This is a genomic window from Arthrobacter terricola (genome assembly GCF_004354015.1).
Taxonomy (GTDB): domain Bacteria; phylum Actinomycetota; class Actinomycetes; order Actinomycetales; family Micrococcaceae; genus Arthrobacter; species Arthrobacter terricola.
Genome location: NZ_SMRU01000004.1, coordinates 12,468 through 25,565, shown reverse-complemented (window position 1 = coordinate 25,565; position 13,098 = coordinate 12,468). Strand labels below are relative to the sequence as shown.

General features: G+C 63.7%; 8 protein-coding genes. 5 read left to right on the top strand and 3 right to left on the bottom strand.

Annotated features, from left to right (window positions below):
• Positions 1 to 57 precede the first annotated feature (57 nt).
• Positions 58 to 1,422: an MFS transporter gene (locus E1809_RS04290; RefSeq protein ID WP_133202998.1), complete on the top strand. Its 1,365-nt coding sequence runs from the start codon at positions 58 to 60 to the stop codon at positions 1,420 to 1,422.
• Here E1809_RS04290 and E1809_RS04285 read toward each other — a convergent pair.
• Genes E1809_RS04285 through E1809_RS04275 form a run of 3 tightly spaced genes read right to left on the bottom strand, consistent with a single transcriptional unit; the run spans position 1,385 to position 5,776 of the window.
• Entirely contained in the window at positions 1,385 to 2,713 is a 1,329-nt protein-coding gene (locus tag E1809_RS04285) for an alpha/beta fold hydrolase (protein WP_235835430.1), read from the bottom strand. The two genes, E1809_RS04290 and E1809_RS04285, sit on opposite strands and share 38 nt — an antisense overlap.
• Positions 2,706 to 3,206 carry a GNAT family N-acetyltransferase gene (locus E1809_RS04280; protein ID WP_133202997.1) on the bottom strand — a complete coding sequence of 167 codons (501 nt, stop codon included), beginning with the start codon at positions 3,204 to 3,206 and terminating at the stop codon, positions 2,706 to 2,708. The genes E1809_RS04285 and E1809_RS04280 overlap by 8 nt, the downstream gene beginning before the upstream one ends.
• Positions 3,207 to 3,229: 23 nt before the next feature.
• Positions 3,230 to 5,776: a DEAD/DEAH box helicase gene (locus tag E1809_RS04275; RefSeq protein WP_133202996.1), complete on the bottom strand. Its 2,547-nt coding sequence runs from the start codon at positions 5,774 to 5,776 to the stop codon at positions 3,230 to 3,232.
• Between the two features lie 170 nt (positions 5,777 to 5,946).
• On the opposite strand from E1809_RS04275, the gene E1809_RS04270 reads away from it, so the two are divergent.
• From E1809_RS04270 to uvrA, 4 genes are all read left to right on the top strand, one after another.
• Entirely contained in the window at positions 5,947 to 7,686 is a 1,740-nt protein-coding gene (locus tag E1809_RS04270) for an ABC transporter ATP-binding protein (RefSeq protein ID WP_235835429.1), read from the top strand.
• 89 nt (positions 7,687 to 7,775) lie between these two features.
• Complete coding sequence (locus E1809_RS04265) at positions 7,776 to 9,656, top strand: ABC transporter ATP-binding protein (protein ID WP_133203141.1); 1,881 nt, start codon at positions 7,776 to 7,778, stop codon at positions 9,654 to 9,656.
• Entirely contained in the window at positions 9,653 to 10,033 is a 381-nt protein-coding gene (locus tag E1809_RS04260; protein WP_133202994.1) for a GntR family transcriptional regulator, read from the top strand. The genes E1809_RS04265 and E1809_RS04260 overlap by 4 nt, the downstream gene beginning before the upstream one ends.
• A 64-nt stretch (positions 10,034 to 10,097) precedes the next feature.
• Positions 10,098 to 13,025, top strand: a complete 2,928-nt coding sequence (gene uvrA / locus E1809_RS04255; protein WP_133202993.1) for an excinuclease ABC subunit UvrA — start codon at positions 10,098 to 10,100, stop codon at positions 13,023 to 13,025.
• Positions 13,026 to 13,098 lie beyond the last annotated feature (73 nt).

Here is a 13,098-nt window from a genome sequence, read left to right as displayed (position 1 = left end):
AGCCCTGGACACGTGAGTGGCCGGGGCTTCCCGCCGTGGTGGGGATATGCTCTGGGGATGGCCTTGACTTCTCCCGCTGCCGTGGATTCAGCGGCGGTACAGCGGCGCACGGTCCAATTCCTTGCCGCAGCCCAGCTGCTGAGCGGCGTCGGCAACGGGGCCGCCTTGTCCATCGGTTCACTCCTGGCCGTCCAACTCAGCGGATCGAGCGCATGGGCGGGATCAGTGACCACCATCCTCACCCTCGCCGGGGCTGTCTCCGCCTTGCCGCTTGCCGGCCTGGCCGAACGCCGGGGTCGCCGGGTCGGACTGGTGACCGGCCTCGTGTCGGCCATGGTCGGTGCAATCCTCGTGATCGTGTCGGCCGCAACCGGCGTGTTCGCCGTCCTGTTGCTCGGGGGTGCCTTATTGGGACTGGGGACGGCGGCAAACCTCCAGGCACGCTTTGCCGCCGTCGACCTCGCAGCGCCCGAAAGCCGCGGGCGCTCCCTTGCCACAGTGGTTTGGGCCATCACCGTCGGCGCGGTGGCCGGCCCCAACCTCATCCAGCCCGGAGCCGTCGTCGGTTCGGCATTGGGGCTGCCGGCAATCGTGGGACCGTTTGTCTTTTCCGTCGCCGGACTGCTGCTCGCGGCGGCGCTGCTCATGATCGGGTTGCGTCCCGATCCGCTGCTCCTGGCCAGGCGGTTGGCGGAGGCAGATGACGACGCCGGCATTCTAGCTGGAAAGGCCGCGCCCGGACGTGCGCGCCGTTCGCTGCGTGAAGGCTTGCGGGCGGTGAGGTCTTCGCCGCATGCGATGCTCGCTTTGGCTTCGGTCATTGCAGCGCACGGAATCATGGTGGCTGTCATGTCGATGACGCCGCTTCACCTGCAGGAACTTGTTTCGAATGGTGCGGCCGGCGCGCATATGGGCCACGGCGACTCGCATGACATGGGCACTGATGCCTTGGTGATCATCGGATTCACCATTTCCCTGCATATCGCCGGAATGTTCGCCTTGTCCCCGGTCATGGGATGGCTGACGGACCGCGCGGGCAGGATCCCGACGATCGTGCTCGGATTCTTTCTGCTCGCTGTAGCTGTAGCTGTAGCTGTGGCCGGTTTCGGGCAGCAGGACCCGGCGCTGGTGACAACGGGGTTGGTCGTCCTCGGCCTGGGGTGGTCTGCGGCGACAATTTCCGGCTCCACGCTCCTGGCCGAGAGCGTGGAGCAACGGCAAAGGGTGCTGGTCCAGGGCGTTTCCGACACTCTCATGGGTGCCGCCGGAGCGCTTGGCGGCGGACTGTCAGGCGTCGTGCTGAGCTGGGTTGGCTACCAAGGCCTGAACATGGCTTCGGGTGCGTTCGCGTTCGTGATCCTGGCTGTCGCCGCCTCTGCGTGGCTCAGTTCTGCCCGCGGACCATCCCCAGTAAGCGGTTGAATATTCCGTCTCCATCTTCGCCGATGCCGTCGTGGTGGAAATCGGCAGTGGTCCAGGTTTGGAGGCCGCGTACCGTGGCCGCCGTTTCCATGGACAAGTCGAAGTCCACATAGATGTCGTTTTGGTACACGGCAGCCGCTACGGGGACCGTGTTCGCTTCCAAGCGGGCGATGTCGTAGAGCGGTTTCCAATCCCTCTTCTCCGCCAGGATCGACGCCACGTCCCGAAGGGGGACTAGGGCCGGGTCCTGGTCGAAGTACCACGGGTAGACCATCTCGCCGGTCAGGAGGGGTTCTTCCGCTTCGGGTTTGAACTCCGGGAATTCCCCCAGCACACGCCACGCCGCCCACTCAGTAGCGTCCGATTGGGCGTAGATGGCCTCGTGCAGGACGGCGTAGAGCGGATTGGACGCCCTGGACACCAATCCGTGGACCTGCTCCAGGAACGGGTCGGAGAGACGTTCCCCGTCAGGCGACGGGCAAAAAGCGTCCTCGAGGAGGCTGTGGAGGGCATCCACGCGGGTGTTTCCGCCGAGGAACGACCCCACCATCTGGAAGCGCTCGGAGGTCAGGCGTTCGCCGCTCGGAAGGAATTCCGCCTTGGTCTCAAGATGCCGCGCAATGCGGGACACGACGTCGCGGTCCTCCGGATACCAGCTGAAATACTCGGCGTTCCGTGCAGCCACTCTCTGGAAGGTCGCGCGGTACACGCGGTCCGCCGGTCCGTGGAGCGGGGCCAGCCCACCAGTGATGAGCACCTCCCGCAGTCCTTCCGGAGCGAAGGACAGGTATGTCAGCGCGCAGAAACCCCCGAAGCTCTGCCCAAGGATCGTCCAGGGATCCGCACCAAGGGTTTTCCGGATGAGCTCGGCATCGGCGACGATCGAATCCGCCCGGAAGTGGGTGAGGTAGCGCGCCTGAGCGGCGGCATCCCCTCGCAGCGGCAGTGTATTACGGTCGGCCGGCGTGGAGAGCCCGGTGCCTCGCTGGTCGAGCATCAGGATGCGGAAGTGCCGTGCGGCAGCCTTCATCCAACCTGAAAGGGATGTGGTGCGCGTTCCGCGTCCGCCGGGGCCCCCTTGGAGGAAGAGCAACCACGGGAGCCGTTCGACGTCGTCGGGCGCGTGCTCGGCGGAAACGAATTCGCGGGCGAAAACAGTAATTTCTTCCGTCGACTCCGAGGTGCCCCCTTCAGGCCAATGGTCGAGGGGAACGGTGAAGAAGTGCTCGGCGGTCCGGATGCCGCGGAACTCGTGCCGGGCGCGGATCGTGTGCGCCGCTTGCTCAGCCACGCGCCAGGACCCTGTCGCCGCTACCGAAAGTGCCAAGGGCGTCGCCGCTGAGCCTGAAGGTGGACCAGCCGTCCATCGGTTCGGCGCCGAGGCTCCGGTAGAAGCCGATGGACGGTTCGTTCCAGTCCAGGACGCTCCATTCGACCCTTGCGTAGCCGCGTTCGACGGCGATCCCCGCCAAGTGCTGCAAGAGCGCCTTTCCGTGGCCTAGCCCCCGCGCATCGGGCGAGACATATAGGTCTTCGAGGTAGATGCCGTGCACACCTTCCCACGTGGAGTAGTTCAGGAACCACAGGGCGAAGCCTTGGACGTCGCCGGCCGCGTTTTCCGCCATGTGTGCGAAGACCCGGGGATTCTCACCGAAGAGCGCTTCGGTGAGTTTTTCCGGGGTGTTCCGTACGGCGTCGGGCTCCTTCTCGTAGATCGCAAGGTCATGGATCATCTGCAGGATCGCGGGAACGTCGGACACAATGGCAGGCCGGATAACACTCATGGATCGAGCTTACTAGGAGGGACTCAGAGCCGGTTGACGTCGGTGACCGTGACCACCGCTGTTCCACTCTCGTCCGAAGCTGCCAAGTCGACTTCCGCGGAAATGCCCCAGTCGTGGTTGCCCGCGGGGTCGTCGAAGATCTGGCGCACGCGCCACTTGCCCGCTTCCTCGGTGATCATGAGCAGGGCGGGACCCCTCGCATCGGGACCCGTGCCGATGTCGTCGTGTTCGTCGAAGTAGTCGTCCAAGGCGTCTTCCCAACGCTCCGCATCCCAGCCGCTACCGCCGTCGAGCTCGCCCAACGCAGTGGCGTCCTCATCCGCGAAGAGCTCGACGCGACGGAACATCTCGTTGCGGACCATGACCCTGAAGGCCCGGATGTTCGACGTCAGCGACGGCGGCGGCGGGGGAGGAGCGTCGTGCGGCGTCGGAGCTTCGCCCGAGGTGAGTTCCTCCCATTCGTCCAGGAGGCTCGAATCGACCTGGCGGACCAGTTCGCCCAGCCACGCTACAAGGTCCTCGAGGTCTTCGCGCAGTGCGTCCTGCGGGACGGTCTGGCGGAGCGCCTTGAAGCCGTCGGCCAGGTACCGCAGCACGATGCCTTCCGAACGGGCCAATCCGTAGAACTGGACGAATTCGCCGAAGTTCATTGCGCGCTCGTACATGTCGCGGACCACCGATTTGGGGGCCAGTTCGAAGTCGCCCACCCACGGCGCGGCCTTGCGGTACACCTCGAACGCTTCGCCAAGGATGTCCGCGAGGGGCTGCGGGTAGCTGACCTCGTCGAGCATCGCCATCCGCTGGTCGTAGTCGATGCCGTCCGCCTTCATCGCGGCGACCGCTTCACCGCGCGCCTTCTTCTGCTGCGCGGAAAGGGCCTGGCGGGGCTTTTCGAGGGTCGCCTCGATCACCGACACGACGTCCAAAGCGTACGACGGCGACTCCGGGTCCAGGAGTTCCAGCGCCGCGAGCGCAAACGGTGACAGCGGCTGGTTGAGCGCGAAGTTCGCCTGCAGGTGGACGGTCAGCCGGACGGCACGGCCTTCCCTTTCCTGTTCGTCCTTGGGAATCCGCTCCACTACGCCGGCCGCAAGCAACTCGCGGTAAATCCCGAGGGACTTCTTCATCAACTGAAGTTGGGCGGACCGGGATTCGTGGTTTTCGGTCAAGAGGCGTCGCGCAGCGGCGAAGGGGTCGCCGGGGCGTTCCATCAGGTTGAGCAGCATCGCGTGAGTGACGGTGAAACTCGACGACAACGGGTCCGGCACCGATTCGACCAGGCGGTTGAAGGTCGGCTCGCCCCAGGAAACAAATCCTTCCGGCGGCTTTTTCCGCACCACTTGGCGCAGTTTCCGTTGGTCGTCACCGAACTTCGCGGTGGCTTTGGCAAGGGCTTTCGCGTTTTCCACAACGTGCTCCGGCGCTTGGACCACCACCGTTCCCGCTGTGTCGTAGCCTGCCCGGCCGGCGCGCCCGGCGATTTGGTGGAACTCACGGGAGTTCAACAAGCGGGTGCGGACGCCGTCGTATTTGCTCAGGGCGGTCAGGAGGACGGTGCGGATGGGGACGTTGATTCCGACGCCGAGGGTGTCGGTCCCGCAAATGACCTTCAGGAGGCCCGCTTGGGCCAGTTGCTCCACGAGGCGGCGATACTTGGGCAGCATCCCGGCGTGATGGACGCCGATTCCGTGCCGGACCAGGCGGTTCAGTGTCTTGCCGAAACCGGCGGCGAAGCGGAAGCCGGCAATGAGCTCGGCGATCCGGTCCTTTTCTTCGCGCGTGCACATGTTGATGCTCATGAGGTTCTGGGCACGTTCAATTGCTTCGAGCTGGCTGAAGTGGACTACATAGACGGGAACCTGCTTGGTGCTCAGGAGTTCCTCAAGGGTCTCGTGGACCGGGGTCTCCTGGTAGTAGTAATTCAGGGGGATGGGCCGTTCCGCCGAGCTGACGGTGGCGGTGGGCCGTCCGGTAAGCTCCGTCAACCCGGCCTCAAAGCGGCTGACATCGCCCAGGGTGGCGGACATCAGCAGGAACTGCGCCTGTGGCAACTCGAGCAGCGGGACCTGCCAGGCCCAACCGCGCTGGGGATCGGAGTAGAAATGGAACTCGTCCATGATCACGGTTCCGAGTTCGGCTTCCTTGCCTTCGCGCAAAGAGATGTTCGCGAGGATCTCGGCCGTGCAGCAAATTATGGGAGCGTCCTGGTTGACGCCGGAATCTCCCGTGATCATGCCGACGTTCTCGGCCCCGAAGATCTCGCACAGGGCGAAGAACTTCTCGGAAACCAGCGCCTTGATAGGCGCGGTGTAATAGCTGCGCATTCCCCGCGCCATGGCCTCGAAGTGCGCGGCGATCGCCACGAGGGATTTTCCGGAGCCTGTCGGGGTGGCCAAGATGACGTTCGACCCGGACGCCAGTTCCATGATGGCTTCGTCCTGTGCGGGGTACAGCTGCAGTCCGCGGCTCTCCGTCCATTCGACAAACCGCGTGTAGACATCGTCCGGATCCACGCCGCCCCCTCGCGATCCGGCGTCGGAGGTTCCCGGGAGCTGCTCAAGAAGTTTCATTGCCTTCCAGCTTAGTGGGGACGCGGGCAGGTCAGGTGCCGGTTCCGCGACTATCCGAAAGACCAGGAAGTGCACGGTTTCCCGGTAGTTTCTGAATTAGAATGACAACGCGATCGCGAGGCGGCATCGTTAGGAGTCCGTTCGCGCGGAGACCAACGAATGGAGGCGAAGTGCTGGCATCTTTCCTGCTGCAGCGCCTTGCCCCCCACAAGGCCCACGTCCTCGCGATTGTCCTCCTGCAGTTGGTGCAGATCGCGGCCACGCTCCTGCTGCCCACCATCAACGCGAAAATCGTCGACGACGGACTGGTCGCCGGGAACAGCGACGTGATCCTTCGGTTGGGTACCTGGATGTTGGTGCTCACCGTCGTCCAGGTGCTTGCCGCCGTCGTGGCCGGCTACCTCGGCGCCGTGGTGGCTATGAAGGTGGGCCGCGGCCTCCGGCGGGAGCTGTTCGACAAGATGCATTCCTTGCCCGACCAGGATGTCGCGGCATTCGGTCCCGCCAGCCTTGTGGTGAGGACTACGAATGACGTGCTGCAGTTGCAGAACATCACGGTGCTCGTCTTCAGCATGCTGGTCGCCGCACCGGTCATGGGAATCGGTGGCGTGATCCTCGCGGTCCAACAAGACGTCGCCATGTCCTGGATCGTGTTCGCCATCATTCCGGTCTTGCTGGCCATCATGCTGTTGATTGTCCGCAAGCTCGTTCCCCTTTATCGTGAAGGTCAAGGCCTCGTGGACCGGATGAACTCCGTGATCCGTGAGCAGATCCTTGGCACGGCGGTCATCCGGGCGTTTGTCCGCCAGCCGATGGAGATGCGGCGCTTCGAGACCGCAAACGAAGCCCTCACCACCAACAACCTCCGCTCCGCCCGGATTGTCGCCGCGATGCTCCCTCTCGTGATGATCGTCGTCAACCTCTCTTCAGCCGGAGTGGTGTGGCTCGGCGGACACCGCATCGTTGCGGGACAGATGCAGTTGGGCGCCCTTACCGCGTTCATCGCCTACATCATGCAGATCCTCCTCGCGATCATGATGGCGATGTACGTTTTGAGTACCGCCCCCCGCGCCACAGTCAGCGCGGAACGCGTCACCGAGGTCCTCGCGACGGAGTCCGAACATGTCCTTTCGGAACGCGCAGCGGAGATGGGCACGGCCGTTGGCCCGTGTCCGGGGTTGTGTTTCGACAACGTCAGCTTCGCCTATCCGGGGGCGGAGGCGCGGGTGCTGGACGGTGTGACTTTCACGGCACTGCCGGGAACCACGACGGCGGTCATCGGCGCAACCGGCAGCGGCAAGTCGACCGTTGTGACGCTTGTGCCGCGACTGCTCGATCCGAGCAGCGGAACGATCTCTCTGAATGGCCGGGATACCGCGACTATTCCGCTAGCGACTTTGCGCCGGAAGATCGCCGTCGTGCCCCAGGAGTCCTGGTTCTTCCGCGGCACCATCGCGGAAAACCTGCGGCTGTCGCATCCCTCGGCCACCGATGCCCAGTTGTGGCACGCGCTTGAGACGGCCCAAGCCGCCGATTTCGTCGCCCAGCTTCCGGATGGCATGGACACCGCGTTGTCGCAAGGTGGCGCAAACTTCTCCGGTGGCCAACGCCAGCGTTTAAGCATCGCGCGGGCCATCCTGAGGCCGGCATCGGTCTATGTGTTCGACGACAGTTTTTCCGCCCTGGACACCGTCACCGAGGCACGGCTGCGGGACGCCCTCGAACCGGAACTGGCCAACGCGATCGTGCTGATTGTCGCGCAGCGGGTCAACACGATTGTCTCGGCGGACCAGATCCTGGTCATTGACGAGGGCCGTTTGGTGGCGCACGGAACCCACCATGAATTGTTGGATTCCTCGGAAGTGTACCGGGAGATTGTCGCCTCCCAGCTGGAAACGGAATCCGCGTGAGCAGCGACAACACGCGCCGGACCAACTCGGAAAAGCCGCTCGGGGCGCTTCTCCGGCTCGCCGGCCTCCTGAAGCCCGCCCGCGGAATCATGACGGCCGCGATTCTTTGCATTTGCGGCTTCGTCACGCTCAACGTCGCTGCTCCCAAGATCCTCGGCGACGCAACCGACGTTATCGCGGACACAGTGTTTGGCGCCCGGTTCGACACCGGCCGTTTTGTAGCCCTCCTTCTTGTGGCGGCCTTGATGTACGCCGGCTCGGCCCTGCTCAGCTGGGCACAAGGCCGGCTCAACGCCCGGGCTGTCCAACTGCTTGCGCACGATCTTCGCGAGGCGGTGGAAGCGAAGCTGCATCGACTCCCTGTCTCGTACTACGACGGGCAGGCCCGCGGCGATGTGCTCAGCCGCGCCACCAACGACCTCGACAACGTGGCGCAAACACTGAACCAGCTTCTTGCCCAGCTCCTGACGTCCACGTTGATGGTCATCGCTTCCCTAGGCATGATGCTGCTCCTCTCGCCCGTGCTTGCCCTGGTATCGCTCATGGCGGTTCCACTGTCCGCGCTGGCCTCGGTGGTCGTGACACGAAGATCCCAAAAGCACTTCGTCCGGCAATGGGAGGCCACGGGCGACGTCAACGCGTTGGTCGAGGAAACCGCCACCGGCCACGAGACCATCAAGCTCTTCGGCGCCCAGGAAATGATGGCGAAGCGTTTCGCAGTGCACAACGAAGGGCTGTATTCCGCCAGTTCCAAGGCCCAGTTCGCCTCCGGACTGATCATTCCGCTCATGGCGTTTGTCTCGAACGCCAGTTACGTGGGGGTCGCCATCGTGGGAGGCCTGCAGTTCCTCGCCGGCGCCATGAGCATTGGCGGGATCCAAGCGTTCATCCAGTTCAATCGCCTGTTCAGCCAGCCACTGGGCCAGATTGGCGGCATGGCACAGGTGCTGCAGTCCTGTGCGGTGTCCGCCGGCCGGGTCTTCGAGCTTTTGGACGCGCCGGAACTCGCGGGCGAGGCCGCATCCGCAGTTCGGACCGGCGCGGGTGCCACGGTGCGCCCCAAAGCAGCGTTCGACGTCGGCCCTGGCGCCACTGCCGTGGGGCGCGGCGTCCCGGACACCACGGATGCCGTGGAAATCACCGCCGGGCAGGTTTCCTTTGAGCACGTTTCGTTCAGCTACCTGCCGGAGATGCCCCTCATCGAGGACCTGACCTTCCGGGTCGAGCCCGGCGAAACGGTTGCCATCGTGGGACACACGGGTGCCGGCAAGACCACCCTCGTCAGCCTGCTTATGCGCTTCCGCGAACCGGCCGCCGGAAGGATCAGCATCGACGGCGCGGATACCGCTGGAATGGACCGGGACGCGCTTCGCCGGAACTTCGGTGTCGTCCTCCAGGATCCGTGGATTTTCACCGGGACCATCCGGGAGAACATCGAGTACGGCCTTCCCGGAGCCAGCGAGGCGGAAATTGTTGCGGCCGCGGAAGCCAGCCACGTGGACCACTTTGTCCGTTCGCTGCCCAACGGGTACTCGACGATGCTCAGCAATGGCGGCGAACCCTTGAGCCAAGGACAGCGGCAATTGCTCAGCATTGCCCGCGCGCGCCTCTCGGGGCGGCCCGTCCTGATCCTGGATGAAGCCACAAGCTCTGTGGATACCCGGACCGAAGTGCTGATCCGGCAAGCGATGCACAGGCTGCGGAGCAACAAGACGTCCTTCGTCATTGCGCACCGCTTGTCCACTATCCGCGACGCTGATCTAATTCTCGTCATGGACCATGGACGGATCGTCGAACACGGAACACATCAATCGCTGTTGGAGCTGGGCGGGTACTACGCCCGATTGCACGACGCGCAGTTCGCCATGGGAGACGGCGAGTTCGCGGCAGTTCCAGCCCATGCTGCCAAGCATCGCGCGCCCCAAGTCAATGGGCAACGGTCAAGCCATCGGACGAGGGAGGCATCATGAGCGCGTCGGCCGGGTTTCCAGGATCGTGGCACCCTAACCAGTCGAGCACTGTCGCGCTGTATGAACAGCTGCGGCTGCGGATCATCGAACTCGCCGACAGCGGAGCACTGCCTGCTGGAACGCGGCTTCCGGCCGTAAGGGGCCTGGCCGACCAGTTGGACGTAGCTCCGCATACTGTGGCCCGCGCCTACAAAGAACTCGAAGCCGCAGGTGTCGTGGCCACCCGAGGACGCAACGGAACAGTCGTGTGTGCACGGGACGACCGGTGGAGCGCCTTGGCAGCTGTGGCAGCGGACTATTCGGCTGCGGCCAAGGCCCAGGGCGCCAGTTTCGCGGAGGCTGTGCAGCTTCTGGCCGCGGCCTACGACGCCGATTGACGCCTGTCCGCAGGTGAGCAAGGCCGCATGGAAATTCGAAGAAGTTTTCGATTAGCATTAGTGGGTGCCTAAAGCCGTAGCTGAAGAACCAGCCGTCGAATCCATCACAAGCATCTCCGCACAGGAGCTTGACCTGCCCGTGCGGCACGATCTGTCGCGCCTCGTCGTCAAGGGAGCCCGCGAACACAACCTCAGGAACGTCGATCTCGACCTTCCCCGGGACGCCATGATCGTGTTCACCGGACTTTCCGGATCGGGGAAGTCGTCCCTGGCATTCGACACCATTTTTGCCGAGGGCCAGCGCCGTTACGTGGAATCATTGTCGGCCTATGCCCGCCAGTTCCTCGGCCAAGTGGACAAACCGGACGTCGATTTCATCGAGGGCCTTTCCCCGGCAGTCTCCATCGACCAGAAGTCCACGAGCAAGAACCCGCGGTCCACGGTGGGCACCATCACCGAGATCTACGACTACATGCGACTCCTGTGGGCCCGCGTCGGGAGGCCGCACTGCCCGGTGTGCCATGAGCCAATCACCCGGCAGACGCCGCAGCAGATCGTCGACCAATTGCTGGAACTCGAGGGCGGCACCCGGTTCCAGGTCCTCGCCCCGGTGGTGCGCGGACGCAAGGGCGAATTCGTTGATCTCTTCAAGGAGCTCAGCGCAAAGGGCTATTCCCGGGCGCGAGTGGACGGCGAGCTTGTCCAATTGACCGACCCGCCCAAGCTCGGCAAGCAGTTCAAGCACTCCATCGAAGTGGTGGTGGACCGACTGGTGGTCAAGGAGGGTATCAGCCAGCGCCTCACCGACTCGATCGAGACGGCTCTCGGCCTCGCCGAGGGCCGCGTCCTGGTCGAATTCGTGGATCTCGACGCGGAAGATCCCGCCCGGATCCGGGCATTCTCCGAGAACCTCGCTTGCCCCAACGAACACCCCTTGGCCATCGACGAGATCGAACCCCGCTCGTTCTCCTTCAACAACCCGTTCGGCGCGTGTGCAGCCTGCAGTGGCATCGGCACCAAGCTCGAGGTTGACGAAGAACTCGTGGTTCCCAATCCGGAGCTCTCCTTGAACGAAGGCGCCATCGCGCCTTGGTCGTTGGGTACAGCCACCACGGAGTACTGGAACAGGCTGTTGGACGGCCTCGCCTTCGAGCTTGGCTTCTCGATGGACACGCCATGGGAGAAGCTGCCCAAGGATGTCCGGAATACTGTGCTGCACGGCAAGGACCACAAAGTGGTGGTCCAATACCGCAACCGCTTTGGGCGCGAGCGCAAGTACAGTACCGGATTCGAAGGCGCTATCCAGTATGTCCACCGGAAGCACGGCGAAACGGACTCCGACTGGGCGCGCGACCGCTACGAAGAATACATGCGGCAGATTCCTTGCCCCGCTTGCAACGGTGCCCGGCTCAACCCGGCGTCGCTGTCGGTACTGATCAACGGGAAGTCCATCGCGGAGGTTTCGGCCCTGCCCATGCGTGATTGCGCAGCGTTCCTCGGTGGCCTCACGCTCACCGAACGTGAGGCGCAGATCGCCCACCAGGTGCTCAAGGAGATCCAGGCCCGGCTCACGTTCTTGCTCGACGTCGGGCTTGAATACCTCAATTTGGAGCGCCCGTCCGGAACTTTGTCCGGTGGTGAAGCCCAGCGCATCCGCCTGGCGACGCAGATCGGTTCCGGGCTGGTCGGTGTGCTGTACGTGCTTGACGAACCGTCCATCGGTTTGCACCAGAAGGACAACCGCCGGCTCATCGAAACGCTCACCCGGCTTCGTGACCTCGGGAATACCCTGATCGTCGTCGAACACGACGAGGACACTATCCACGAGGCCGACTGGGTGGTGGACATCGGACCCGGTGCCGGTGAACACGGTGGCCAGGTGGTCCATTCCGGTTCCTACAAGGCATTGTTGGAGAATAAGGATTCCCTGACGGGCGACTACTTGTCCGGCCGGCGGAAGATCGACGTTCCGGCGAAGCGCCGCAAGTACGACAAGAAGCGCGAGCTGAAGGTCGTCGGCGCCCGTGAGAACAACCTGAACAACGTTGACGCGACCTTCCCGCTTGGCCTCTTCACCGCTGTCACCGGAGTGAGTGGCTCCGGAAAGTCCACCTTGGTGAACGAGATTCTGTACAAGGTGCTCGCGAACAAGCTCAATGGCGCCAAGCAGGTGGCAGGACGGCATAAGTCCGTGATGGGACTTGAGCACCTCGACAAGGTGGTCCACGTGGACCAGAGTCCCATCGGACGGACTCCGCGTTCCAACCCGGCCACGTACACAGGGGTGTTCGACAACATCCGTAAGCTCTTTGCCGAGACCACTGAAGCAAAAGTACGCGGCTACCAACCCGGCCGGTTCTCCTTCAATGTCAAGGGCGGACGCTGCGAGGCCTGCTCGGGTGACGGCACGTTGAAGATCGAGATGAACTTCCTGCCGGATGTGTATGTTCCGTGCGAAGTGTGCCACGGTGCGCGCTACAATCGGGAGACCCTCGAGGTCCACTACAAGGGCAAGACCATCGCCGATGTCCTCAACATGCCCATTGAAGAGGCGGCCGGGTTCTTTGCGGCGTTCACGCCGATAGCCCGGCACTTGAACACCCTTGTCGACGTCGGCTTGGGCTATGTGCGGCTGGGACAGCCCGCCACCACGCTGTCAGGCGGTGAGGCGCAGCGGGTGAAACTTGCTTCGGAATTGCAGAAGCGCTCGAACGGCCGCAGCGTCTACGTCCTGGACGAACCCACCACCGGTTTGCATTTCGAGGACATCCGGAAGCTGCTTCTTGTCCTCCAGGGACTGGTGGACAAGGGAAATACCGTGATCACCATCGAGCACAACCTCGATGTCATCAAGTCCGCCGACTGGATTGTGGACCTCGGTCCCAACGGCGGTTCCGGCGGTGGCCGGATCGTGGCAACCGGCACGCCCGAACAGGTAGCAAAGTCTTCGGACAGCCACACCGCCACGTTCCTCGCGGAAATTCTGGGCTAGTTGGGAGCTTGCGCCGGGGAATATTCAAAGGTTGCCAATGTATTCCCCGGCCGGCATGTGAGTTTCAGGCATG